The organism is Kribbella sp. NPDC058245 (assembly GCF_042882005.1).
In the GTDB taxonomy this organism is placed as follows: Bacteria; Actinomycetota; Actinomycetes; order Propionibacteriales; family Kribbellaceae; genus Kribbella.
On record NZ_JBHVWY010000024.1, the window covers coordinates 13760 to 38121 of the forward strand.

The window sequence follows — 24362 nt, forward strand, 5'->3', positions numbered from 1 at the left end:
TGCACTTTCCCGCGGACCGAGATTCCGGCTCATCCAGGGTTTTTGGGGGATCGGTCCGCTAGGGTCATTCGGGCGACGGACGACAAGCGCGAAGGGGCGCCATGATCGAGTTCGAGGACGTCACCAAGAGGTATCCGGACGGCACCGTGGCCGTCGACAACCTGTCCCTGCGGATCCCCAGCAACGAGATCACCGTGTTCGTGGGGCCGTCCGGCTGTGGCAAGACCACGTCGCTGCGGATGATCAACCGCACCATCGAGCGCACCAGCGGGACGATCTCGATCGACGGTGAGGACATCAACAGCAAGGACGCCGTGACGTTGCGGCGAGGCATCGGCTACGTGATCCAGAACGCCGGCCTGTTCCCGCACAAGACCGTCGTGGAGAACGTCGCCACCGTGCCGAAGCTGCTCGGCTGGGACAAACGCAAAGCGCACAGTACGGCGATGGAGCTGCTCGAGCGGGTCGGTCTCGACCTCAAGCTCGCCGAGCGGTATCCGGCCCAGCTGTCCGGTGGCCAGCAGCAACGAGTTGGTGTGGCCCGGGCGCTCGCGGCCGACCCGCTGATCATGCTGATGGACGAGCCGTTCAGCGCCGTCGACCCGGTCGTCCGCAACCAGCTGCAGGAAGAGCTGCTGCGGCTGCAGCGCGACATCGGCAAGACGATCGTGTTCGTCACCCACGACATCGACGAGGCGATCAAGCTCGGTGACAAGGTCGCCGTACTGCGTGTCGGTGGCAAGCTGGCGCAGTTCGCCCCGCCGTCGGAGTTGCTGGCGAATCCCGCTGACGATTTCGTTCGCGGGTTCGTCGGACAGGATCGTGGTTACCGGGCTCTGACGTTCGTGCACCCGGAAGCGCTGCCGCTCAATCCAGTGCCGGCCGACCTGGTCGTGCAGGACGGCGTCCCCGTCGGATGGCGCGATGGCAGTGCGCCGGAGCTGCTGCCGGTCGGTGCCGTGTTCAAGCAAGGCGACTCGCTGCGCGCAGCCCTGGATGCAGTGCTGACGTCGCCGACCGGGTCCGGTGTGTGTGTCGACGACGAAGGTCGTGCGCTGGGAGTCGTCGACCAATCGACTGTCGCAGCGGTGTTGCACTCATGAACTGGATCGGCGACAACATCGGACTGATCGGGGAGCAACTGCGCGAGCACGTCTATCTGGCGATCCTGCCGGTGCTGCTGGGGCTGATCATCGCCGTGCCCCTCGGGTACGTCGCCACCCGCTACGCGTGGTTGGCGAATCCACTGATCGCCTTCGGTGGGGTGCTGTACTCGCTGCCGTCGATCGCCTTGTTCATCGTGATCCCGGCGATCCTCGGCACCAAGGTGCTGGCCACGATCAACATCGTCGTCGCACTGACGATCTATACGGTGTCGCTGCTGATCCGCAACGTGATCGACGGCCTCCGCTCGGTCCCCGCGGACGTCCGGCAGTCGGCCGTCGCCGTCGGGTACGGGACGCTGCACCGGGTGATCGCGATCGACCTGCCGATCGCCGTACCGGTGATCTTCACCGGGCTCCGGGTCGTCACGGTCGCGAACATCTCGATGGTGAGCGTGGGCGCGGTGATCGGCATCGGTGGCCTGGGCGAGCTGTTCACGCTCGGTTTCCAGAAGGACTTCCTCACTCCGGTGGTCGTCGGCGTGGTGTTGTCGCTGCTGCTGGCCCTGGTCGCCGACCTGATCCTGGTGACCCTGCAGCGCGTCCTGACTCCGTGGGCCCGCGTCGCGACGCCGGTAGGAGAGGTGGCCTGACATGTGGGAGTACCTCACCGACCCGTTCAACTGGTCCGGTACCGAGGGGATCTGGGCGCGGATCGTCCAGCACCTCTGGTACACCTTCGCCGCGCTCGGGCTGTCCGCGCTGATCGCGCTGCCGATCGGCCTGCGGATCGGGCACACCCGCCGCGGCGCGTTCCTGGCGATCAACCTCGGCAACGCGGCCCGCGCCCTGCCGAGCCTCGGCCTGCTGATGATCGCCGTCCTGCTGACCAACCAGATCGGCTTCCTGCCGGTGCTGATCGCGCTGGTCGCCCTCGGCATCCCGCCGATCCTGGCCTCGACGTACGCCGGTCTGTCCGGTGTCGACCCGGCCACGATCGACGCGGCCCGGGGGATGGGGATGACCGGGCGCGAGATCCTCACCAAGGTGGAGATCCCGATCGCGCTGCCACTGATCATCTCCGGGGTCCGCAGCGCCACGCTGCAGATCGTGTCGACGGCGACGATCGCCGCGCTGGTGTCGCTCGGCGGTCTCGGCCGCTACGTGGTCGACGGGCTGAAGCTCCGCGACTTCCCGCAGATGTTCACCGGCGCCCTGCTGGTGGCCCTGCTCGCCATCGTGCTCGACGCGCTGTTCGCGCTGCTCGGCCGGATCACCGTCTCCAAGGGACTCAAGATCGGCTGAACTGTCCGCCGTACCTGATGAACTTGGCCCTGACTTGCACCATCCATCGGCACCGGCCGATGGCCGACGAGAACACTGGAGGCTCTCGTGTTGAGAACCACACTCATCCGTACTGCGATCGCCGGGGTCGCGCTGCTCGGCCTGGCCGGTTGTGGAGGTGGGGACCAGCTCGGTGGCGACACGGCGGGTTCCTCGCCCGCTCCGGACAAGGTCACGAGCATCACCGTCGGCTCGGCCGACTTCTCCGAGAGCCAACTGCTGGCCGAGATCTACGGCCAGGCCATCGCGGCCAAGGGCATCGAGGTCAAGAAGAAGCCGAACATCGGCAACCGTGAGACCTACATGGCCGCGATCAAGGACGGCTCGGTCGACCTGGTTCCGGAGTACACCGGTGCCGCGCTGGCCTACTTCGACAAGAACTCCACCGAGACCGACCCGGACAAGGCGTACGACGCGCTGAAGGCCGCGGTCACGCCGGGGCTCGAGGTGCTGGACAAGTCGCCGGCCGCCGACCAGGACACCATCGTGGTGACCAAGGCGACCGCGGACAAGTACAACCTGAAGTCGCTCGACGACCTGAAGGCGGTCAGCAAGGACCTGGTCGCGGGCGGTAGCTCGGAGTTCAAGGTCCGGTCGGCCGGTCTGAAGGGCCTGAAGGAGAAGTACGGCGTCGAGTTCAAGGAGTACAAGACGCTGGACGCGGGTGGACCGCTGAGCATCAAGGCGCTGACGGACAACCAGATCCAGCTGACGAACCTGTTCACCACGCAGTCCGTCATCAAGGAGCAGGGGCTGGTCCAGCTCGAGGACCCGCAGCACATCCTGCCGCCGAACAACATCGTTCCGCTGATCCGGACCGACCACAAGTCGGCCGACATCGCGGCGGTGCTGAACGCCGTGGACGCGAAGCTGACCACTGATGCCCTGACCGACCTGGTCAAGCGCATCGACGCCGGCAAGGAGAGCGCCGACGCAGTGGCCAAGGACTGGCTGTCGAAGAACCCGCTGTCTTGAGTTTCGAAAATCTCTGGAGGGACCAGTCCGCCATCGGGCGAGACGCCGACACCGGCGGCTACACCCGAGGCGGCTGGACCCCCTCCGAACGCGAAGCCACCGAGTGGTTCCTCGACCAGTGCGCCGCCCGCGACCTGAAGGTCGAGTCGGACGGTATCGGCAACCTCATCGCCTGGTGGGGTCCTACGGACCGACCTGGTGTGGTGACCGGTAGCCATCTTGACTCGGTCATCGATGGGGGCGCCTTTGACGGGCCGCTGGGCGTGGTCTCGGCGCTGGCTGCTGTGGATCTGCTGCGGGCTCAGGGCTTCTCGCCGAGCGTTCCCGTTGGTGTGGGGGCGTTTGTGGAGGAGGAGGGCTCGCGGTTCGGGATGCCTTGTCTGGGGTCTCGGGTGGCGGCCGGAGTGCTGTCGGCTGAGAAGGCGCTGGCGCTGACTGATCGCCAAGGGGTGAGTCTGCGGGCAGCGCTTGAGGCTGCTGGGACTGACCCGAGTGGCGTTGGGCCTTCACCGCTGCTCGAACGGATAGGGACGTTCGTTGAGCTGCATGTGGAGCAGGGCCGTGGGCTGACCGCGCCTGTGGGTGTGGCGAGCTCGATCTGGCCGCATGGGCGGTACCGGTTCACGTTTGACGGTGAGGCGAACCATGCCGGCACCACGTTGATGGAGGACCGGCACGACCCGATGCTCACGTACGCGATGACTGCGCTCGCCGCGAACAAGCAGGCCCGGCTCGCCGGTGCGCGCGCCACGTTCGGTCGGCTGTCCATCGAGCCGAACGGCACAAACGCCGTACCGTCGCGGGTGATCGCTTGGCTGGACGCGCGGGCTGCGGACACCGCCACGCTGGAGTCGTTGCTAGCGGCAATCACTCGCCAAGCGGTCGAGCGCGCGGAACGCGACGGTACGACGGTGGCCGTCGTACCGGAGTCGGTGTCGCCGATCGTCGATTTCCCAGCTGGGCTTCGCGATCGGCTGGTCGGCGTGCTGGATGGTGCACCTGTTCTTCCGACCGGCGCGGGGCATGACGCCGGGGTGTTCTCGGCGGCCGGGATTCCGACCGCCATGCTCTTCGTTCGCAATCCGACCGGCATCTCGCACTCACCGGCCGAGTTCGCCGAAGAGGACGACTGTCTGGCCGGCGTCGAGGCGCTGGCCGCCGTACTGAAGGATCTCGCGCAGTGACGTCGTACTGGTGCTCTACCGCTCTCCTCCCCACCGGCGTCGCCTCGGGCGTGCTGGTGACCGTGGCCGACGGTCGCATCACCGCGGTCACAGTCGACGCGGACCCCGGCGATGCTGTCCGGCTGAGCGGGCTCGTCATCCCGGGGCTGGCGAACTGCCACAGCCATGCGTTCCACCGGGCGTTGCGCGGCCGCACGCAGACGGAGCGCGGCACGTTCTGGACCTGGCGTGAGCAGATGTACGCCGTTGCCTCTGCGCTCACGCCGGATTCGTACTACCAACTGGCCCGCGCCGTGTACGGCGAGATGCTGCTGGCCGGGATCACCGCGGTGGGCGAGTTTCACTACCTGCACCACGCGCCGGGCGGCCGCCGGTACGACGATCCGAACGCGATGGGCGAGGCGCTGATCGCGGCCGCGCGGGATGTCGGGCTGCGGATCACGCTCCTCGACACCTGCTACCTCGCCGGGGGAATCGACCAGCCGCTCAATGAGGTCCAGCAGCGGTTCAGCGACGGCGACGCGGCGTCTTGGGGCGCACGGGTTTCGGCGTTGAAGGGCGCGGACGACGTGGTGATCGGTGCGGCGGCGCATTCGGTGCGCGGGGTGCCGCAGGATCAGCTCGGAGCGGTTGCTTCCGCCTTCCCCGACGTGCCGCTGCACATCCATCTCTCCGAGCAGGTCGCGGAGAACGCAGCCTGCGTGGAGGCCTACGGGCGGACGCCGTCACAGGTCCTCGACGAGGTCGGATTCCTGAGCGGGCGGACGAGTGCGGTTCACGCGACGCACCTGACGCCGGTCGATGTCGGGCTGCTCGGGAGTTCCGCGACGTACTCGTGCTTCTGCCCGACGACCGAGCGCGACCTGGCCGACGGGATCGGTCCGTCGGTGGCGCTGCGCGACGCCGGCTCGCGACTCACACTTGGCTCCGACAGTCACGCGGTGATCGACCTGTTCGAGGAGATGCGCGCGGTCGAGCTGGATGAGCGGCTCGCCTCACAGGAACGCGGCCACTGGTCGGCGCCCGAACTGTTCACCGCCGCGACTGTCGACGGCCACCGCTCGATCGGCTTCGCTGATGCCGGGGTGATCGAGGTGGGCGCCCACGCCGACCTGGTCGCCGTCCGGCTGGACAGCATCCGTACGGCGGGCACCGGCGGAACCGTGGAGACCGCGGTCTTCGCGGCATCGGCGGCTGACGTGGTCGATGTCGTGGTCGACGGCCGCCATCTGGTTGCTGAAGGCAAGCATGTGAATCTGGATGTGCCCGCCGAGCTGGCGGCGTCGATCGGAGCGGTTACGACATGAGTTCTTTGCTGGTGACCGGGATCGGTTCGCTGGTGACCAACGACCCCGCGCGGGGTGGGCTGCTCGGCGAGATTCGTGATGCTGCGCTGGTGATTGAGGGCAGCAAGGTCGCGTGGGTCGGTTCGCGTTTTGATGCGCCGGCTGCTGACAACGCGATCGACGTGGCCGGGCGCGCGGTGATCCCGGGGTTCGTGGACTCGCACTCGCATCTGGTGTTCGCGGGTGATCGGGCTGAGGAGTTCGCGGCTCGGATGACCGGTATGCCGTACTCGGCCGGTGGGATCCGGACCACGGTCGCGGCCACTCGGCAGGCGACGGACGAGCAGTTGACCGCCAACGTCGCGCGGCTCGTCACGGAGATGCGGCGGCAGGGGACGACGACCGTCGAGATCAAGTCCGGCTATGGGCTGACCGTCGCGGATGAGGCACGCGCGCTCGAGATCGCGCGCCAGTTCACCGACGAAACGACGTACCTGGGAGCGCACGTCGTACCGGCTGACTATGCCGACGACCCGGCGGGTTACGTCGATCTCGTCACCGGTCCGATGCTCGACGCGGTCGCTGGGCACGCCAAGTGGATCGACGTGTTCGTCGAGCGCGGTGCCTTCGACGAGGACCAGGCCCGCACGATCCTGACGGCCGGCATCGCCCGCGGCCTGCAACCTCGCGTCCACGCCAACCAGCTCGGCGAAGGCCCCGGTGTCCAGCTCGCCTGCGAACTAGGCGCTGCGGCGGCCGACCACTGCACCTACCTCAGTGACGCCGACATCGATGCCCTCGCCCAGACCGGCGTCGTCGCCGGTCTGCTCCCCGCGATCGAGTTCTCCACCCGCTCGCCGTACCCGAACGCCCGTCGCCTCATCGACGCCGGCGTCACCGTAGCCCTGGCGACCGACTGCAATCCCGGCTCCGGCTACTCCTCGTCCATCCCGTTCTGCATCGCCCTGGCCGTCCGCGACATGCACATGACCCCCGCCGAAGCCCTCTGGTCCGCCACCGCCGGCGGCGCCGCCGCCCTCCGCCGCCAGGACGTCGGCCGGCTCACCCCGGGCGCGCAGGCCAACTTCGCCGTACTGGATGCCCCTAGCTACCTCCACCTCGCCTACCGCCCCGGCGTGCCGCTGGTGGCGCAGACGTTTGTCGGGGGGAGGAAGTGATGGACCGCCACCACCGATCAAAGTCGTCCGGAGCGGTTGCCACACGCTCAGCTCAGCGGTCAGGCAGCCCGCAGTAAGGGGTTGATCGGTGATGGGAGTCCGAGTGCCCGCGCGATGGTCGCCACCACCCACTCCGGGTCGTACATCACGTCCTCCCAGCTGAATCGGAGGATGCGCCAGCCACGGACCGTCAGATTCGTGTACCGCCGGCAGTCCCTGACCAAGGCCGGCCGGGTGCCGTGATGCTCGAAGCTGTCCGCCTCCAGCCCGAGCTGGAGGCGGAGGTGCCCGAGGTCGATCCTGGCGGAGAATCCGTCGTCCTGGATCGCGACCTGCGGAACGAAACCGTCGAACCCCGCCTCGATGACGAGGGCGCGAAGAGCCGACTCGAAGACCGACTCGGCGCGGCCGTCGGCCAGCGCGGCGACGTGCAGGATCCGTCGCCGGTGCGGCCCGCGGATTCCTGCTGCTGCGTCGAGCAGCTCGTCACGGTCGACGCCGCGCCTGAGCGCTGAGTCTGAGACCGCCAGCGACTCGCGTAGTGGCAGGGTGCGGATGCAATCCAGGACGGTGCGGATTGGTGTGGTTGCCCCATCCAGCATGGGGACGTCGGCCCAATGCAGGTGGCACGGCAGCCCGGCCCGGCGTCTGGCGCGATCCGGGGGGATGGTGACGTGGGGGAGCGTTGGCCGGTCGAGCACGCCGAATCCCCAGTGCTGGGCCGCGCTGAGATGGGACACGACTCCACCATGGCTCCGGGCTGCGGCGAGGGCTGCAGGTGCTTCGGGGAGTGAGTAGACGCCTTTCGCGATCCGGCGGATGTGTCCGGCCGCCAACGCCGTCCGAACCGCATGAGCGGACACGAGCGTGCGGAGCTCGGCCAAACTGGCGGTGCCGCCCCGCCTGCCCAGTACCTCGGTCACGTCCCGCATGCCCTCCAGGGTGGCGGAAATCGGTGCCCGGCGTCGGTGGTTGTCCACAGGCGGACCGCCACCACCGACCAACCTCGTGAAATGTGGCGGCGCAGGCGGTGCTGAGCGTGCGGTGTCGTCCATGGGTGACTTTGATCGGTGATGGCGGTCGGGCCTCCCGCCCGATCGGGCATCGGGGCACGCCTCTTTGGACGCGTTGGAGGCCCTTGCTGGTGGGGGGTGGGGCAAGAACGCTTGGGGCGAGGTGTGCCGCAGGTTGCGGGCCCCGACGGCGGAGGGATGGCTGATGGCGCGGCAGCATGAGGTCGACGAGGAGAGTCTGCGGGCTGCGGCGGTTTCGTCCAGTCGTGAAGTGGGTGGTGCTGAGCAGGCTCAGGTCGTGCCGGAGATGCTGCCCGGGTCGGCGGCGGCCGACCTGCAGATGCGCACTGGGCTGATGTTGTCGGCGCAGCAGGGCGCGGGGAACCAGGCGGTTCAGCAGCGGATGGGGGCCGAGGGCGGCGAGCTCGGGCCGGACCTGTCGTCCAAGCTGCAGGCTGGCCGGTCCGGCGGGCAGCCGATCGAGGCGGCGGCTCGGGCGGATCTCGAGTCGGGGATGGAGACCGATCTCGAGAGCGTGCGGATCCACACCGACAGTACGGCGGACTCCCTCAGCCGGCAGCTGAGTGCGAAGGCGTTCACGTCGGGGAGCGACATCTTCTTCCGGAGCGGCGCTTACGACCCGGAGTCCGGAGCCGGTCGGGATCTCCTCGGTCACGAGGTCGCGCACGTCGTACAGCAGGGTGGTCGCGCAGCGTCCGGGCCGCTGACCGTCGCGCCCGCGCACAGCGAGCACGAGACCCACGCCGACACGGCCTCGGGCCACGTCGGGCACGGCCGCAAGGCCGCCGCCGGACCGGCGTTGTCCGGCGCCCTGATCGCCCGCAAGACCGACGCTGACGAGTTGGACGAGGCGGGGGACAAGGCCGCGAAGGAGGACACGCTGTCGAAGGCCGCCAGCAACGTCACCAACGTCGGGGACCTGAACGCCGCCGTAGCTGCCAAGGCGAGGGTCGAGGAGGGCTCGGCCTGGCTCGAGACCGGCCGGCAGAACACCATGGCGGGTGCCGAGGTCACTCCGGCGCACGAGGCGGCCAACGCAGGAGTCATCCAGAAGCTCGACTTCTACATCGGCTTCGCCGGCGAGGAGACCCGGACCGGGGTGGACTTCATCGACCGCTACCGGAAGGCACACGCGGACTTCGCCCGGCTGGACGCGATGGCCGTTCAGTACGAGCAGATGACCGGGCAGAGTGCGTCGAAGTCGACCGACCTGCTGTCTGCGGAGACCGGAGCGACCAGTGGCGCCGACGCCGCGGCGAAGTTCGGTGGCCTCAGGGGACTTCCCGGTGATGTGACGGCCGGAGTGACAGCCGCGCGGGGCGCTCTGACCGCGACAGAGAACACGATGCGGCCGGTGAAGAATGACATCGGCACTGCCTCGGCCCAGGCCAGGATCGGGTTCCAGGAGGTGATCACGGCGACCGAGGACGTGAACAAGGCGGCTGCGGACAACAAGGTCAAGGAGAAGACCGAGGAGGTCGCGAAGGTCAAGGCCGATATCGCGGCATTGCAGGGGTGGATCTCCAAGGGGATCGACGTGGGCCTGGCCGTCGGTACCGCCGGTGTGACCAGCGGAGCCGCCGCGTTCGGTGCGGTGCCGGCGTCTCAGGGCACGGGAGCGGCCGCGTCGGCCGCGGTCTCGGCGGGCAGCGACGCCGCGGTCATGAAGGGCAAGGATCTGGCGTTCGACAAGGCCAAAGAAGTGGGCAAGGACGCGGCGACGGGATTCAGTGAGTTCGTCGCCACCAAGACCTACGAGCAAGAGCTCCGCCGTGCTGACGCCGGGTTGGCCATCGCGGCGAACCTCTCGGCCGGGCTTGCCGCGGAGATCGGTGGTAACCGGATCCGCACCGCCATCGAGAAGTGGAAGGTCAACCTCCAGATCCTGCGCGACAAGTCTGCCGAGTTCGACGCATTGCAGGCGACCATGGAGCAGCAGATCCGGGCGGTCGGCGAGGCCATGGAGGCCGCCGGGATGGGCAAGCAGGAAGGCGCGCGGTTCACGGTCATCGCCGAGTTCCGAAGTGCGGCGACCTCCTTTGTCAACGATGCCGATGTCACGCTGAAACTCGGTGCCCAGTACCGGGAGGCTATGCAGGAGGCCAGCGCGCGGCGCGGCAAGGCGGCGTACACCAAAGAGGACACCTCACCTGTCTGGTACGACACGTACAAGGGGTACGACGGCCGCTACCGGCTCCGGATGAACTACCTCAACCTCGGCATCCGGCAGGCGGCCGGTGAAGGCGGCTCGATCGAGACTGCTGACTTCATGCTGAAGGAGCTTGAGGCGTACCGGAACAACGCGGAGCGGTACCGCTCCGACATGGCCAAAGCGATGGGCGGGACGGCCTGACTCGACGCCGTCAGTCGGTCAGGTCCTTGCTGAGGAGGGACATGGTGGCGCCGTCGGCGCGGCGTTGTTTGCCGACCTCGACGTAGCCGCGGTCGGTGTGGAAGGTGAGGCCGGCGGGGTCGTCGGAGCGGACTCGGGTGACGACGCGGGCGAAGGGGTGGGCGGAGCGTTCGATGGCGCGGTAGACGGTGGAGGCGACGCCCTCTCGGCGACGGTCGGCGTCGACGACGATGCGGTCGACGAAGAGGAAGCGGTCGCCGTAGGTGGCGGAGAACCAGCCGTACTCCAGTCCGTCGTACGCCGAGCCCGGGGTGAAGGTGAGGACGAAACCGATCGGGCGGCCGTCGTCCTCGACGACCACGGCGTGCGCGGCGATCAGCCGGAGCCAGTCGAGGCGGTCCAGGCCGAGCGGGTCGACCAGGCCGGTCGCGGTGGTGTTGAGGGCGAGCACCGAGGCGTAATCGGCTGGGACGAGCGGGCGGAGTTTCACCTGGTCAGAGTCCCATGGAAGGCCTATTCCCGGGGAGGGGTATCCCTGGCTGAACCCGGGTCCCGACCCCGAAATCGGTGACCGCCCTTGGGAATGACCCGGGCCTCGTGCAATGTTGAGCCTAGTGAACTCAAGTTTGTTCAGTCACGGATTTGAATCCCGAGCGGCCGAACGGCAACATTGAGTCTGTATCACTCAACTCGTGGAGGTAAAGCATGGCCCGCGCGGTCGGTATCGATCTCGGTACGACGAACTCCGTCATCGCCGTACTGGAAGGTGGCGAGCCCACCGTCATCCCCAACGCCGAGGGAGCGCGCACGACGCCCTCGGTGGTGGCATTCGCCAAGAACGGCGAGGTCCTGGTCGGCGAGGTCGCCAAGCGCCAGGCCACGACGAACGTCGACCGGACGATTCGCTCGGTCAAGCGTCACATGGGCGAGGACTGGTCCGTCGACATCGACGGCAAGAAGTTCAACCCGCAGCAGATCAGCGCCTTCGTGCTGCAGAAGCTGAAGCGGGACGCCGAGGCGTACCTCGGGGAGCAGGTCACGGACGCGGTCATCACCGTGCCGGCCTACTTCTCCGACGCGCAGCGCCAGGCGACCAAGGAGGCCGGCGAGATCGCGGGCCTGAAGGTGCACCGGATCGTCAACGAGCCGACCGCGGCCGCGCTGGCCTACGGTCTGGACAAGGGCGCCGAGCAGACCATCCTGGTCTTCGACCTCGGTGGTGGCACGTTCGACGTGTCGCTGCTGGAGATCGGCGACGGTGTCTTCGAGGTGAAGGCGACCAGCGGTGACAACCACCTCGGTGGTGACGACTGGGACAACCGGATCGTCCAGTGGCTGGTGACCCAGTTCAAGAACAAGAACGGCACCGACCTGTCCGGCGACAAGATGGCCATGCAGCGGCTCAACGAGGCCGCCGAGAAGGCCAAGATCGAGCTGTCCAGCGCCGCCGAGACCAGCATTCACCTGCCGTACCTGAGCCTGACCGACTCCGGCCCGCTGCACCTGGAGGAGAAGCTCTCCCGGGCCGAGTTCCAGAAGCTCACCGCCGACCTGCTCGAGCGCGCCCGCGCGCCGTTCAAGGCCGTCATCAAGGACGCCGGCGTGGACGTGTCGAAGGTCGATCACGTCATCCTCGTCGGTGGCTCCACCCGGATGCCCGCCGTGGCCGAGCTGGTCAAGGAGCTGACCGGTGGCAAGGACCCGAACAAGGGTGTCAACCCGGACGAGGTCGTCGCCGTCGGGGCCTCCCTGCAGGCCGGTGTGCTGAAGGGTGAGGTCAAGGACGTCCTGCTGCTCGACGTGACCCCGCTGAGCCTCGGCATCGAGACCAAGGGCGGCGTGTTCACCAAGATCATCGAGCGCAACACCACGATCCCGACCAAGGGTTCGGAGATCTTCACCACCGCCGAGGACAACCAGCCGTCGGTGATGATCCAGGTCTACCAGGGTGAGCGCGAGATGGCCCGCGACAACAAGTCGCTCGGCAACTTCGAGCTGACCGGCCTGCCGCCGGCGCCGCGGAACGTGCCGCAGATCGAGGTCACCTTCGACATCGACGCGAACGGCATCGTGCACGTGAACGCCAAGGACCTGGCCACCGGCAAGGAGCAGCGGATGACGGTGACCGGTGGCTCCGCGCTGCCGAAGACCGACATCGACCAGATGGTCCGCGACGCCGAGCAGTACGCCGAGGAGGACCGGCTGCGCCGCGAGGCCGTCGAGTCCCGCAACCAGTCCGAGGGCCTGGTCTACCAGACCGAGAAGTTCCTGTCCGAGAACGAGGACAAGGTCCCGGACGACGTCAAGACCGAGGTCAAGGACGGCGTCGCGGAGCTGAAGAAGGCGCTCGAGGGCACCGACGACGCGGCGATCAAGGCCGCTTCGGAGAAGCTGTCGCAGTCCAGCCAGAAGATGGGTGCCGCGATGTACGCGAACGCCCAGGCCGCCGGCGGTAACGCCGACGACGGCGCGCCGACCGATGGCGCGACCGACGCGAACAACGACGACGATGTCGTCGACGCGGAGATCGTGGACGAGGACCGGCCGCAGGACAAGAAGGCGGAGGACAAGTGACGGATCGACCCACTGGCGGCGAGTTCGGCGACGGTGACCCCGTCGTCCGCGACAAGCGCCGGATCGACCCGGAGACCGGAGAGGTGCGGGAGCCTGAGCAGGCTCCCGCCGGAGCGGGAGTTCCGGACGACATCTCGTCGCTGACGGGTCCGTCGGCCCAGGAGGCCCTCCTCACGGAGGCCCTCTCGGAGCGGACGGCGGACCTGCAGCGGCTGCAGGCGGAGTACGTGAACTACAAGCGCCGGGTGGACCGGGACCGGGAGGCGAGCCGTGAGCTCGTCATCGGCTCGGTGCTCAGCGAGCTCCTCGGGATCCTGGACGACGTCGGCCGGGCCCGCGAGGCGGGTGAGCTGGAGGGCGCGTTCAAGGCGGTCGCGGAATCGCTGGAGCGGGTCACCGAGAAGCTCGGCCTGCAGAAGTTCGGCGAGCCCGGTGACGCCTTCGATCCGCGCATCCACGAGGCGCTGCTGCACAACTACTCCGACGAGGTCGACGGCCCGACCGCGACCATGGTGATGCAGCCGGGCTACCGGCACGGCGAGCGGATCCTGCGCGCGGCCCGGGTGGCCGTCTCGGAGCCGACCGAGCAACTGCCGGAGACCAAGGCAGAGAACGCAACCGATGAAAACGCGGAAGAGTCCGCAGAGTAACGACGGGAGGGGAGACGCCGGATGAGCACGAAGGACTGGATCGAGAAGGACTTCTACAAGGTCCTCGGCGTCTCCAAGACCGCCGAACAGGACGAGATCAAGAAGTCCTACCGCAAGCTGGCGCGGAAGTACCACCCGGACTCCAACCAGGGTGACGCCTCCGCGGAGGCGAAGTTCAAGGAGGTCTCCGAGGCGTACGACGTCGTCGGGGACGCCAAGAAGCGCAAGGAGTACGACGAGGCGCGGCGGCTGTTCGGCAGCGGCGGCTTCCGGATGCCGGGCGGTGGTCAGCAGGGCGGCGGCGGGTTCAACTTCGACGTCGGCGACCTGTTCAACCGGGGTGGCAGCGGTGGCGCGGCCAGTGCCGGCGGTGGTCTGGGCGACATCCTGGGCGGCATGTTCGGTGGTGGTGGCCGGACCACGGCCAGTACGACGACGGCGCGGCCGCGGCGTGGCCAGGACATCGAGACCGAGGCGACGATCGAGTTCGCCGAGGCCGTGAACGGTGTCACCGTCGGGCTGCGGATGACCAGTGACGAGCCGTGCAAGACGTGTCGCGGTACCGGAGCGAAGTACGGGACGGTGCCGAAGGTCTGCCTGAAGTGCGAAGGCACGGGTATGCAGACCTCGGTCCAGGGCGGCGTGTTCGCCATGACCGAGCCGTGCACCGAGTGCAAGGGTCGTGGTCTGGTCGTCGACCAGCCGTGCGAGACCTGCCACGGTTCCGGCCGCGGTCAGTCGAGCAAGACCATGCAGGTCCGGATCCCGGCCGGGGTCCAGGACAACCAGCGGATCCGGCTCAAGGGCAAGGGCGCGGCCGGCGAGCGGGGTGGCCCTGCGGGCGACCTCTACGTCACCGTGCACGTCACGCCGCACCGGATCTTCGGCCGGCAGGGCGAGCACCTGACACTGAGCGTCCCGGTGAGCTTCACCGAGGCGGCCCTTGGCGCCGAGATCAAGGTGCCGACGCTCGACGGTCTTCCGGTCACGGTCCGGATCCCCGCCGGGACGGCGAACGGCAGCAAGCTCCGGGTCCGGGGCAAGGGCTCGGTCCGCCGGGACGGCAGCAAGGGCGACATGCTGCTCACCCTGGAGGTCCAGGTCCCGCACGAGCTGACCGACGAGCAGCGCACCAAGCTGCAGGAGTTCAACTCGGCATCGGACCACCCTGACCTGCGGGCCGGGTTGTTCGGGACCACCTGATGGCCTCAGGAGCGAAGTTCGGCCAGGTGCCGACCTGGGACGACCGCACACCGATCTACGTGATCTCGGTGGCAGCCCAACTGGCCGGCATGCACCCGCAGACCCTGCGGCAGTACGACCGGCTCGGCCTTGTGGTGCCGAGCCGGGCGTCGGGCCGCGGGCGACGCTATTCCGCGTACGACGTGGCGCGGCTGCGGTATGTGCAGCACCTGTCCCAGGAAGAGGGCGTGAACCTGGCGGGAATTCGGCACGTCCTCGCGCTACAGTCGGAGGTAGAGGATCTGCGTTCCCAGGTGAACCAGCTCCTGGCAGAGGTCCAGCGCGGTGTCGGCGTCTCGCGACGCAGCACCGCCAGCCGGGTCTTCTCGGCCGGTCCCGCCGGCGATGTGATCGCCATGGGCCGCCAGCAGACCACGACGCGCTGGATCAGGACCCAGCCGCTGGAGCTCGGGCCGCGCTAACTGAACCACCGGAGGTTCTCGAACCCCACCCCTCGGGGCTTCCGGATCCGGTGGAGGGCCGTCGAATCCCCCCTCGACACCTCCACAGCCGAAGTCGCACCCTCCCCGGGTGTTCTTCGGCCCCCGCGGGGTGGTCCGTCATTGGGCCACCCTGCGGTCTCTTCACCTGTTGTCCACCTAGGCACCCGAAGTCCGACGTACGCTGGCCAGGTGACGCTGAGCCTGCAGACCGACCGGCTGCTGATCCGGGACTGGGAAGAAGACGACGCCGAGGCCGCGCTGGAGATCTACGGATCCGCCGACGTGGCGCAGTGGCTGTCGCCCGCGATCGACCAGGTGACCGACGTGGCCACCATGGGGATGATCCTGACCGCCTGGATCGAGGCCCAGCCGAACTTCGTCGTACCGGCCGGTCGTTGGGCGGTGGTCCGCCAGGAGGACAACGTGGTGATCGGCGGACTGCTGATCCGCCTGCTCCCGCCGTACGAGGAAGACCTCGAGATCGGCTGGCAGCTGCGGCCGTCGGCCTGGGGCAACGGGTTCGCCACCGAGGCGAGCAAAGCGTTGATGGGCTGGGCTTTCAAGACCGGCGACGTCGACGAACTCTTCGCCGTCGCCCGGCCGAACAACAAGCGCGCGATCGGCGCCGCTCGCCGGCTCGGCATGGAGTGGGTCGGCGAGACGGACAAGTACTACGACCTCAACCTGCAGGTCTATCGGCTGCGCGCGGCCGACTTCAAACCTTGAGGCTCCGGCGGCGGAGGCTGTAGGCGGCGGCCAGCAGCACGACTGCTCCGCAGATCGTGTAGGAGTTGCCGAGGTAGAGCTGGAAGCCGTGGTGGTGCAGCTCCTTGTCATGCATGTGCGGCGCCAGCCAGGGCAGGCCGATCCCGAAGGTGAGCGTCACGAACGCTGCCAGACCAGCCCGTACGGCGAACTGGCGGGAGCGGCCGGTCGTCCGGTACGACGCCGCTACGCGGGTCCAGAGCAGCGCGGTCGCGGGGAACGCCCAGACCCAGTGAGCGGTCCACGAGATCGGTGAGACGAGTACGCCGATCGTGGCCGTCAGCAGGATGGACTCCAGCAGGAGTCCGCGGTCGTAGGCCCGCCGTACCGTCACGAAGCCGACGACCAAGGTGATGAGGACCGCGGCGATCCAGACCGAGCCGATGCCCTGCGGACCGCCGGACAGCCGGTCGATGACCCCGCGCAGCGCCTGGTTGGTGACCAGCGTGCTCGAGCCCGGACGGGTCGGGTCGAAGATGTAGGTGCCCCAGAACTTCCAGGCCGCCTCTGGCATCACCACGAAGCCGAGCGCCATCGTCCCGGCGGTCGCCGCTGACGCGGTCAGCGCCTCGCGGTACCGGCGCGTCACGAGCAGGTAGATGATGAAGATGCCGGGCGTCAGCTTGATCCCGGTCGCGACGCCGATCAGTACGCCTCGGTACCGCGGCGGCAGATGCCCGAGCAGATCGATCATCAGGATTGCCATCAGCATCAGGTTGATCTGGCCGTAGTGGAAGGTGATCCGCACCGGCTCGAGCGCGAGCCCGGCCGCGCCCAGGATGAACCCGGTCACCAGCACGTGCCGCGTGGACCAGCGCGGTCGCAGCGCGCGGACGGTGAGCGAGCCGATGAGCAGCAGCACCAAGGCGTTGAGCACGGTCATCAGCACCCGGCCGCCGCCGGTGCTCAGTAGTCCCAGCGGTGCCATCAGGATCGCGGCGAACGGCGGGTAGGTGTACCCGAGCAGGCCGTAGATGCCCTCGTTGGCGGTGTAGATGTCCCGGCCGTGCAGAACCGCATCGGCCGCGGCGACGTACACGCGCAGGTCGTACTGCTCCTTGGCCGGCGGCCAGAACGCCAGACAGACGCTCACGAACACCACGGCAGCCAGGCTGAGAGTCAGGATCGGGCGCCGGATGACGATCGCACGGAGCCGCTGCACGGTCGTGCTGCCAGTGGCGACAGGATCGCCCAGGACCGGCTCGGTGGTGATTCCCACGGGACTTGTCGTCATGCTCCGACTCTCGCTACTGGGTCGGGCAGCGCATACCGCCCCGACGCAACAATGTACAGGGGGCGGAGCTCGTCATCGGCCAGCGCCTACTTGATGCGGTACCGGCTGACTGGCCAGCCGGAAGCCGTAGCCGATCACCGCGAGCGCGCAGAGCAGGTAGGAGTCCGCGGCGATGGTCTGACCCGCGCTGCAGCCGAACTCCCGGTCTCCGCCGAACGGCAACCAGCGCGGCAGCGCGAACAGGAACACCGCAATCCACACGGTGGACAAGCTTGTGGACAACGAGAAGAGCCGGCCGCGGTGCTGCCAGGCGAGTGCCGCCGCGGGGATCGCCCAGACCCAGTGGTTCATCCACGAGACCGGCGAGACGGCCAAGCCGGTGAACGCGGTCACGACGACGGCCTCGAAACCCAGACCACGCTCGTGTAGCCGGTGGGCGACGTACAGGCCGGCGACGCCGACGATAATTGCCATCAGCAACCAGAGCGGCCCGGATCCGCCGGTGAAGCGGATGAAGGCGCCGCGGATCGACTGATTGCTGATGTAGTGCGGCGGACCGACCCGGGCCGGATCGAAGATGTACTTCGTCCAGAAGTCGATGGCCGCCGTCGGCGCCACCAGGAACCCGATCACCAGGGTGAGAGCCGTGGTCACGCTCGCGACCAGGGCCTCGCGGTACCGCTTGGTGATCAGCAGGAAGACGATGAAGATGCCCGGTGTCAGTTTGATGCCGGTGGCAACACCAACCAGTATTCCGCTGTACCGCGGTGGGAGCACGCCGAGGAGATCGACCATCAGTAAGGCCAGTAGGACAAGGTTGATCTGGCCGAGCCGGAAGGTCGACTGCACTGGCTCGATCAGCAAGGTGGCGAAGATGAACAGGACGCCGGCCGCCGGTGGCCAGCGGAGCTTCTTCGTGATCACCCAGCCGATCACCAGCAGGGCAAGGGCCGAGGCCATGGTGATCAGCGTCCGGGCGAACGGCAGGCCGATGGCGAACGGCGCGAAAACCATGGCGGCGAACGGCGGGTAGGTGAAGCCGAGCCCCATCTCTGGGTAGTACTTCACGTGCGCCTGATAGATGTCCTCGCCGTTGACGAGCCCACGGGCGCCCGCGTAGTACACGCCGAGGTCATCCATGGTTGCTGACCACGGGTGCCAGAGCAGGAGGCATAGGACCGGCAGCATTGTCGCCGCCAGCACCACAAGGCGTTGCCGGTTCATGATGCCTTCGCGACCTTGGCCGCCGCGAGCAGCAGGACGGCGGCGCAGATCGCGTACGAGTTACCGAGATAGAGCTGGAATCCGTGGTGGTGCAACTCACGATCATCCATGTACGGCGCCAGCCAGGGCAGGCCGATCCCGAAGGTGACGGTGGTGAGCGCCGCGAGGGCGATCCGGTACCGCGCCCGCATCCAGGTCTCGCCGGCCGAGAACACTCGTGTCCACAGCAGTGCGCAGGCCGGGAGCGCCCAGACCCAATGCGCGGTCCAGGAGATCGGGGAGACGAGCAGGCCGATGGCGGCCGTCAGGAGGACGGACTCCAGCAGCCGGCCGCGGTCGTAGCAGCGTCGTACCGTGATGAAGCCGAGAACCACGGTGCCGGCGACCGCGATGATCCAGACCGGGCCCAGACCCTGCGGTCCACCGGAGAGCCGGTCGATGACGCCACGCCAGGCCTGGTTCGAGACCAAGGTGCTCGAGCCGGGGCGGGTGGGATCGAAGATGTAGGTGGTCCAGAACTTCCACGCCGCGTCGGGCATCGCCAGGAAGCCGATCAGCATCGTGGCCGCGGTCGCCGCGGCGGCCGTTGCCGCCTCGCGGTATCGACGCGTCACCAGAAGATAGATGATGAAGATGCCGGGCGTCAGTTTGATGCCGGTGGCAACACCGATCAGGACGCCGCGGAAGCGGCGCGGCAACACCCCGAACAGATCGATCATCAGGACCGCGACCAGCATCAGGTTGATCTGGCCGTAGTGGAACGTCATCCGCACCGGTTCGATCGCGAGCCCGGCCGTCCCGAGGGCGATGCCGGCGGCAACGATCCGGTGCTTCGGCCAGTGCGGCTTGAGCGCGCGGACTGTGATTGAGCCGATGACCAGCAGGGCCACGGCCGACAGTACGCTCATCACGAGCCGCCCGGCCCCGGCGCTCATCGCCCCGAGCGGCGCGAAGAGCAGCGCGGCGAACGGCGGGTAGGTGAACCCGAGCAGGATCGGATTGCCCGCGTGGGCCGTGTAGATGTCCTGGCCGTTCAGGACAGCATGCGCGGCAACGACGTACACCTGAAGGTCGTACGGGTCCTTCGTTGGTGGCCAGAGCGCCACGCACAGCGCTACAAAGGCTGCCGAGGCCGCGCTCACGAAGAGCGCTGGGCGGCGGCCAATAAGGTTGCCAACGGCCCCTTCAGGGGCGGGGCGTACCGGACTGATCGTCATGCTGTCGACGATCCCGGCCGGGCCCCCACCCGCACATCACCGCCAGGGCTGGTCCGTGCTCACCGCGCAGTACCAGGCGTGACACCGAAGACTCACTCCTGAGAGTGACGGCCTCCGGGGTGCCCCAGCGCGACAATGGGCCGGTGAAACACCTCTGGACCGAACAGCGCGCGCTGTGGCTGGACGCGGGCCTCGCGGCCGTCGCGCTGGTCAGCCTGCAGTGGCACGCGGCCGATCCGCAGCTCCCCGGCTGGCCGTTCGCGTGGCTGTGGCTACGCATGGTGCTGATGGTGCTGCCGCTACTGATCGCGATCCGCCGGGTCGAGCCGACGGTGGCGGTTCCGGGTCTGATCCTCGCTGCATACCTGGCCGCGCTGGTCGGTCAACCGCCGTGGTTCCTGTACGGCGGCATCGTCCTCGCGCTGTGGTCCCTGGCGGGTCGCTGCCGGCTGCTGACCGTGGCTGCTGTCGCGGTTCTCTCCGCCGCGGCTCCTGTCCTGCTGGACCTGAAGCGGTTCTCGTTGGCGACTGGCCTTTATCCGGACGCCTTTGCGGACTTCGGGAATGTCAGCGCGCCACTCGCCGTAGGTGCGCCCGGTATGACGCGCAACGATTGGCAGACGGTCTATTTCAACCGATGGCCGTGGTGGTTGTCGGTGGCGATCGTCGTCCTGGCCCTGGTGTTCGCGGTGGTGCGACGTCGGAGCCGCACCCAGGCGCCGTACGCCTGGCAACGGTGGGCGGACCTTCGCACGTTCCTGCGAGGTCCGGAGTCGGCCGGGATCCGGGATCTGCTGTTGGCGGTTGCCGTCGCCGGCCTGATCCTGACCGAGCTCGGGCAGGAGATCTTCAAGGGTGCTTGGTGGAGTGCGCCGAGCTGGATGCCGTACGGCGTCGCCGCTGCCGCCCTCACCCTCGCGGTGCGCAGGCGCTGGCCGGTGATCCCGGTCGCGCTGCTGGCCGCGGCGAGCCTGATCGCCAACTGGCAGTCGTTCCGGCCGGTCTTCAGCCTGTACCTCGCCTTCGGCCTGGCGTTGTACTGGCTGGTCGTCTCGCCCAAGCGGTCCCGGAGCCTGCGCTGGACGTTGCCGGTGGCAAGCGGTGTGCTCGTGGTGCTGCCGGTCATCACCCGAGTGATGCGGGTCAGGTACCTGCAGCTGATCTTCCCGGAGATCAAGCGCCGGGGCTGGGACACCACCTGGGACGGAGTGCTGCGCAACTCGACGTACGACGGCATCGCGGCCAACGTCTGGCCGATCGCGCTCTCGCTCATCCTGCTCGTGCCGGTTCTGGCGGCGCTGGGAGTCCGGCAGTATCGGCGGAACCGCGCGGCCGCCGAGCGTGAGGCTGAGCTGGAGCAGGCGGCGGAGGAGCTCGAGGCCGAGCAGGTCGTACTCACCGAGCGCTCGATCATCGCGCGCGATCTGCACGACGTGGTCGCGCATGCCGTGAACCTGATGGTGATCCAGGCGGAGACCGGTCCGGATCTCGTCCGGCGCGGCGAAACCGACGTACTGGCTGGGTTTCAGCGGATCGGGGACGCCGGGCGGCGGGCTCTGAGCGAGCTGGATCGGTTGCTATCCACGTTGCGCGACGAGGAAGGGATCGCCGATCCACAGCTGGCTCCCCAGCCGGGCCTCTCCGATCTGTCACAGTTGGTGGCGGATGTGTCCAAGGACCACCTGCCGATTGAGTTCGACCTGGAGGGTGATCTCGACACACCTCCGGAGGGTCAGCAGTTGACGGCGTACCGGCTGGTGCAGGAGGCACTCACCAACGTGATCAAGCACGCGAAGGCGACCGGGGTCCGGGTGGCGGTGCGGAGCGAGGAGACAGGCGTGCGGGTCGAGGTGACCGACGACGGAGTCGGGTTCGATGTTGCCGCGGCGCGTCGTGGGAACCGGCACGGTCTGGCCGGGATGCGTGAGCGGGTTCGCATCGAGGGCGGCACGCTGGACATCCGCAGTACGCCGGGCTCTGGGACGACCGTGGACGCGTGGATCCCGGTCGGGGGTCGCAGGTGAACGACCGGCCGATCAAGGTGATGGTGGTCGACGACCAGGATCTGGTACGGGACGGGATCGCGATGATCCTGGACGGGCAGCCGGATATCGAGGTCGTCGCCCAGGCCGTCGACGGTGCAGACGCGGTTCGGCAGGCTGGGGCGATCCTGGACCTGGCCGTTGTCCTGATGGACGTGCGGATGCCGGTGATGGACGGGCTCGAGGCGACGCGACGACTTGCCGGCGGACCGCGGGTACTGATCCTGACCACCTTCGATCTCGATGAATACGTGTACGACGCTTTGCGTGCCGGCGCGAGTGGGTTCCTGCTGAAGCGGTCGTCGCGGGACGAGCTGATCAACGCGGTCCGGGTGATCGCGGCCGGTGACGCCCTGTTGGCGCCGCCGGTGACTCGGCGGTTGATCGACCGGTTCGCCGATACGCGGCTGGATCCGGCGGTCGCTGCGCGGCTCGACGTACTGACTGCCCGGGAGCGTGAGGTCCTGGTGTTGGTTGCCAAGGGCAACTCGAACGCGGAGGTCGCGGAAGAACTGCATCTGACCGAGCACACGGTGAAGACGCATGTCAGCCGGATGCTGACCAAACTCGGGCTGCGCGATCGCGTCCAGGCAGTCATCTTGGCGTACGACGCCGGGCTGGTGACCGCCGGTCAGAGGTGACTAGTGGACAACGGTGAGAAGTGGACATCGTGAGTCGTTGACGGGTGCCAAACGAGCGACTGAAGCTTGTCGACGTGCTCACACTTGCCGCCCTCCTGACCACCTCCCTCCTCGTCGTACCAGCTGCTGACCCGCCGCCCATCCACTACATCGACGCTGCAGCGGGCAATGATTCCGCCGCCGGAACCAGCCCCGCTACGGCGTGGAAGAGCCTCGCCAAGGTCAACGCCGCCAACTTCGCCGCCGGTGAGCAGATCATGTTCAAGCGCGGTGGTTCCTGGACCGGAACGCTGAACGTGAAATGGAACGGCGTCACCATCGGCGCCTATGGCACTGGCGCCCTGCCGAAGATCGGTGGGCCCGTACTGAACTGCGTGAACGTCACCGCCTCGGATGTCTTCATCGGCGATCTGCGAGCGAGTGGCTGCAACTGGGCCGGCTTCGAACTGTGGGGCGACAACATCGTGATGGACACCGTGCAGGCCGACAACAACGTTGCCGGTGTCTCGATCACCGATGGGTCGGATTCGAACGAGATCCGCTGGAGCGCCATCGTCGACAACAACAAGATGAGCGTCGACGACGACAACCTGCCCGACGACGACTCCGGCGCCTTTGGGATCCTGGTACACGGCGACGGCAACAAGATCCGGCACAACACGATCAGCGGCAGCTTCCACACCAGCCACGACTACGGGTACGACGGCGCCGCGGTCGAGATCTTCAACGGCGACCGGAACTACATCGAGTACAACAAGACCGCCGACAACGACAGCTTCACCGAACTCGGCCACGAGGAAGGCCAGACCGCGGACGACAACGTGTTCGCCTACAACTCGGTCACCTCGACGAAGCCCTCCGGCACCTTCCTGATCACCCGCGGCGCGAAGAGCCACATCGGTCCGGTACGCCGGACGCTGGCCATCAACAACTCGGTCAACCTGCCGAACGGCGACGGCTGGAGCTGCGACCAAGGCTGCGGCCCCGGCATCCTCAAGCTGCGCAACAACATCGTGAAGGTCGGCAAGAAGGTCGGCTACGACGACTCCTTCGACACCCACAACCCAGCCGACGCCGCCGACGAGGACCGCGGTGTCTATCAAGGCGCGGTCTACCAGTTCACGCTAGGTGCGCGTTCAGTGAAGGCAGATCCCTTGTACACAAGCGCTCTGGACCTCCGCCTGAAGGCCGGTAGCCCGGCGATCGGGCGCGCAGAGAAGCCCGGGTACGACGAAGACCTGGCCGGCAAGTCCCTGATCGGCTTGTCCGCTTGGGACTCCGGCGCCTACCAACGCTGACAAGCTCCCGCTGCTCCGGGGCATGCCCGCTCCTGCGCACCTGTTCGCTGCGATGCGGGACCCGAGCTCGTCGGGCCTCCGCACCTGGTTCGCTGCGATGCGGGACCCGAGCTCGTGGGGCCTCCGCACCTGGTTCGCTGCGATGCGGCCGGTTTCGTACGGCGTTTGGTTGCTCGCCGCTGCGGCCGATTTACAGTGGCGGGTGGCTGGCGTCCGGCGCGTGGCTGAGGGGGATGGTTCGGTCGGCGACCACGGTGGGCGTTGCTGGGGCTTTGAGGGCTGTGGTTGCGGTCGGTAGTGAACGAGGCCTGAAAAGTGACCGATTGTGGCGGTTTGAGGCGGATGCTCTCGCGCGGGCCATCGCCCCCTGCGCATCTGATGGGTTCCCCCATTAGCTTGTGGGTTCTGTACCCGCATGGGAGTCCAGAACCCACAACCTCATGGGGTAACCCATCAGATGGCGGGGGCTCGGGGGTACTGCCGCGTCTGGCATCCCTCGCTAAGTGGTGGATTTTCGTCATCGGGTCCCTAAAACTCGTCAATTAGTGCGACCTACCCCGTGTTTGGGTTCGCCG

21 protein-coding genes are annotated in these 24362 nt (G+C 67.8%); 16 read left to right on the plus strand and 5 right to left on the minus strand.

Going from position 1 to position 24362, the window contains the following annotated elements:
* The first annotated feature begins 101 nt into the window (after nucleotides 1–101).
* The 7 genes from ACFVWG_RS38480 to hutI all read left to right on the plus strand — a co-directional run bounded on the left by ACFVWG_RS38480 (nucleotide 102) and on the right by hutI (nucleotide 7070).
* Nucleotides 102–1103, plus strand: a complete 1002-nt coding sequence (locus tag ACFVWG_RS38480; RefSeq protein WP_391548446.1) for an ABC transporter ATP-binding protein — start codon at nucleotides 102–104, stop codon at nucleotides 1101–1103.
* The gene (locus ACFVWG_RS38485) at nucleotides 1100–1756 is read left to right on the plus strand and encodes an ABC transporter permease (protein WP_391548447.1); all 657 of its coding nucleotides are present in this window, start codon (nucleotides 1100–1102) and stop codon (nucleotides 1754–1756) included. Before ACFVWG_RS38480 ends, ACFVWG_RS38485 begins: the two co-directional genes overlap by 4 nt.
* 1 nt (nucleotide 1757) lies before the next feature.
* On the plus strand, nucleotides 1758–2408 hold the full coding sequence (locus tag ACFVWG_RS38490; protein ID WP_391548448.1) for an ABC transporter permease: 651 nt from the start codon (nucleotides 1758–1760) through the stop codon (nucleotides 2406–2408).
* Between the two features lie 87 nt (nucleotides 2409–2495).
* Nucleotides 2496–3422, plus strand: a complete 927-nt coding sequence (locus ACFVWG_RS38495) for an ABC transporter substrate-binding protein (protein ID WP_391548449.1) — start codon at nucleotides 2496–2498, stop codon at nucleotides 3420–3422.
* A complete protein-coding gene (locus ACFVWG_RS38500) occupies nucleotides 3419–4606 on the plus strand; it encodes an allantoate amidohydrolase (RefSeq protein ID WP_391548450.1) in 1188 nt (395 codons plus the stop codon). Before ACFVWG_RS38495 ends, ACFVWG_RS38500 begins: the two co-directional genes overlap by 4 nt.
* Nucleotides 4603–5913, plus strand: a complete 1311-nt coding sequence (locus ACFVWG_RS38505; protein WP_391548451.1) for a formimidoylglutamate deiminase — start codon at nucleotides 4603–4605, stop codon at nucleotides 5911–5913. Before ACFVWG_RS38500 ends, ACFVWG_RS38505 begins: the two co-directional genes overlap by 4 nt.
* Nucleotides 5910–7070: an imidazolonepropionase gene (gene hutI, locus ACFVWG_RS38510; protein ID WP_391548452.1), complete on the plus strand. Its 1161-nt coding sequence runs from the start codon at nucleotides 5910–5912 to the stop codon at nucleotides 7068–7070. The genes ACFVWG_RS38505 and hutI overlap by 4 nt, the downstream gene beginning before the upstream one ends.
* A gap of 59 nt (nucleotides 7071–7129) precedes the next feature.
* On the opposite strand, the gene ACFVWG_RS38515 is transcribed toward hutI, so the two are convergent.
* Nucleotides 7130–8002 carry a DUF559 domain-containing protein gene (locus ACFVWG_RS38515; protein WP_391548453.1) on the minus strand — a complete coding sequence of 291 codons (873 nt, stop codon included), beginning with the start codon at nucleotides 8000–8002 and terminating at the stop codon, nucleotides 7130–7132.
* A gap of 286 nt (nucleotides 8003–8288) precedes the next feature.
* Here ACFVWG_RS38515 and ACFVWG_RS38520 point away from each other — a divergent pair, with 286 nt between their 5' ends.
* Entirely contained in the window at nucleotides 8289–10457 is a 2169-nt protein-coding gene (locus ACFVWG_RS38520) for a DUF4157 domain-containing protein (RefSeq protein WP_391548454.1), read from the plus strand.
* A gap of 10 nt (nucleotides 10458–10467) precedes the next feature.
* Here ACFVWG_RS38520 and ACFVWG_RS38525 read toward each other — a convergent pair whose 3' ends face one another.
* The gene (locus ACFVWG_RS38525; protein ID WP_391548455.1) at nucleotides 10468–10947 is read right to left on the minus strand and encodes a GNAT family N-acetyltransferase; all 480 of its coding nucleotides are present in this window, start codon (nucleotides 10945–10947) and stop codon (nucleotides 10468–10470) included.
* A gap of 215 nt (nucleotides 10948–11162) precedes the next feature.
* Between ACFVWG_RS38525 and dnaK the strand changes: the two genes are divergently transcribed.
* The 5 genes from dnaK to ACFVWG_RS38550 all read left to right on the plus strand — a co-directional run bounded on the left by dnaK (nucleotide 11163) and on the right by ACFVWG_RS38550 (nucleotide 16092).
* Nucleotides 11163–13031, plus strand: a complete 1869-nt coding sequence (dnaK, locus tag ACFVWG_RS38530; protein WP_391548456.1) for a molecular chaperone DnaK — start codon at nucleotides 11163–11165, stop codon at nucleotides 13029–13031.
* Nucleotides 13028–13681 carry a nucleotide exchange factor GrpE gene (gene grpE, locus ACFVWG_RS38535; RefSeq protein ID WP_391548457.1) on the plus strand — a complete coding sequence of 218 codons (654 nt, stop codon included), beginning with the start codon at nucleotides 13028–13030 and terminating at the stop codon, nucleotides 13679–13681. The genes dnaK and grpE overlap by 4 nt, the downstream gene beginning before the upstream one ends.
* Before the next feature lie 21 nt (nucleotides 13682–13702).
* Nucleotides 13703–14884: a molecular chaperone DnaJ gene (dnaJ, locus tag ACFVWG_RS38540; protein WP_391548458.1), complete on the plus strand. Its 1182-nt coding sequence runs from the start codon at nucleotides 13703–13705 to the stop codon at nucleotides 14882–14884.
* Nucleotides 14884–15345, plus strand: a complete 462-nt coding sequence (locus ACFVWG_RS38545) for a heat shock protein transcriptional repressor HspR (protein ID WP_391548459.1) — start codon at nucleotides 14884–14886, stop codon at nucleotides 15343–15345. The genes dnaJ and ACFVWG_RS38545 overlap by 1 nt, the downstream gene beginning before the upstream one ends.
* 210 nt (nucleotides 15346–15555) lie before the next feature.
* Nucleotides 15556–16092 (plus strand): GNAT family N-acetyltransferase, encoded by a 537-nt coding sequence (locus ACFVWG_RS38550; protein WP_391548460.1) that lies wholly within the window; start codon nucleotides 15556–15558, stop codon nucleotides 16090–16092.
* Here the strand turns inward: ACFVWG_RS38550 and ACFVWG_RS38555 are convergent.
* The 3 genes from ACFVWG_RS38555 to ACFVWG_RS38565 all read right to left on the minus strand — a co-directional run bounded on the left by ACFVWG_RS38555 (nucleotide 16082) and on the right by ACFVWG_RS38565 (nucleotide 19806).
* Entirely contained in the window at nucleotides 16082–17365 is a 1284-nt protein-coding gene (locus ACFVWG_RS38555) for a glycosyltransferase 87 family protein (protein ID WP_391548461.1), read from the minus strand. The two genes, ACFVWG_RS38550 and ACFVWG_RS38555, sit on opposite strands and share 11 nt — an antisense overlap.
* Nucleotides 17366–17437: 72 nt before the next feature.
* Entirely contained in the window at nucleotides 17438–18589 is a 1152-nt protein-coding gene (locus ACFVWG_RS38560) for a glycosyltransferase 87 family protein (RefSeq protein WP_391548462.1), read from the minus strand.
* Nucleotides 18586–19806 carry a glycosyltransferase 87 family protein gene (locus ACFVWG_RS38565; protein ID WP_391548463.1) on the minus strand — a complete coding sequence of 407 codons (1221 nt, stop codon included), beginning with the start codon at nucleotides 19804–19806 and terminating at the stop codon, nucleotides 18586–18588. The genes ACFVWG_RS38560 and ACFVWG_RS38565 overlap by 4 nt, the downstream gene beginning before the upstream one ends.
* A gap of 143 nt (nucleotides 19807–19949) precedes the next feature.
* Between ACFVWG_RS38565 and ACFVWG_RS38570 the strand changes: the two genes are divergently transcribed.
* The 3 genes from ACFVWG_RS38570 (at nucleotide 19950) to ACFVWG_RS38580 (ending at nucleotide 23787) form a co-directional block, all read left to right on the plus strand.
* The gene (locus tag ACFVWG_RS38570; protein WP_391548464.1) at nucleotides 19950–21830 is read left to right on the plus strand and encodes a sensor histidine kinase; all 1881 of its coding nucleotides are present in this window, start codon (nucleotides 19950–19952) and stop codon (nucleotides 21828–21830) included.
* The gene (locus tag ACFVWG_RS38575; protein ID WP_391548465.1) at nucleotides 21803–22489 is read left to right on the plus strand and encodes a response regulator; all 687 of its coding nucleotides are present in this window, start codon (nucleotides 21803–21805) and stop codon (nucleotides 22487–22489) included. Before ACFVWG_RS38570 ends, ACFVWG_RS38575 begins: the two co-directional genes overlap by 28 nt.
* Before the next feature lie 74 nt (nucleotides 22490–22563).
* Entirely contained in the window at nucleotides 22564–23787 is a 1224-nt protein-coding gene (locus ACFVWG_RS38580; protein ID WP_391548466.1) for a hypothetical protein, read from the plus strand.
* Nucleotides 23788–24362: the final 575 nt, after the last annotated feature.

Bases quoted from the DNA above. Each gene is read 5' to 3' on its own strand.
- ACFVWG_RS38515 (WP_391548453.1), bottom strand. From the start codon at position 8,002: ATGCGGGACGTGACCGAGGTACTGGGCAGGCGGGGCGGCACCGCCAGT.
- dnaK (WP_391548456.1), top strand. From the start codon at position 11,163: ATGGCCCGCGCGGTCGGTATCGATCTCGGTACGACGAACTCCGTCATC.
- ACFVWG_RS38545 (WP_391548459.1), top strand. From the start codon at position 14,884: ATGGCCTCAGGAGCGAAGTTCGGCCAGGTGCCGACCTGGGACGACCGC.
- ACFVWG_RS38520 (WP_391548454.1), top strand. From the start codon at position 8,289: ATGGCGCGGCAGCATGAGGTCGACGAGGAGAGTCTGCGGGCTGCGGCG.
- dnaJ (WP_391548458.1), top strand. From the start codon at position 13,703: ATGAGCACGAAGGACTGGATCGAGAAGGACTTCTACAAGGTCCTCGGC.
- ACFVWG_RS38490 (WP_391548448.1), top strand. From the start codon at position 1,758: ATGTGGGAGTACCTCACCGACCCGTTCAACTGGTCCGGTACCGAGGGG.
- ACFVWG_RS38555 (WP_391548461.1), bottom strand. From the start codon at position 17,365: ATGACGACAAGTCCCGTGGGAATCACCACCGAGCCGGTCCTGGGCGAT.
- ACFVWG_RS38565 (WP_391548463.1), bottom strand. From the start codon at position 19,806: ATGACGATCAGTCCGGTACGCCCCGCCCCTGAAGGGGCCGTTGGCAAC.
- ACFVWG_RS38480 (WP_391548446.1), top strand. From the start codon at position 102: ATGATCGAGTTCGAGGACGTCACCAAGAGGTATCCGGACGGCACCGTG.
- ACFVWG_RS38485 (WP_391548447.1), top strand. From the start codon at position 1,100: ATGAACTGGATCGGCGACAACATCGGACTGATCGGGGAGCAACTGCGC.
- hutI (WP_391548452.1), top strand. From the start codon at position 5,910: ATGAGTTCTTTGCTGGTGACCGGGATCGGTTCGCTGGTGACCAACGAC.
- ACFVWG_RS38560 (WP_391548462.1), bottom strand. From the start codon at position 18,589: ATGAACCGGCAACGCCTTGTGGTGCTGGCGGCGACAATGCTGCCGGTC.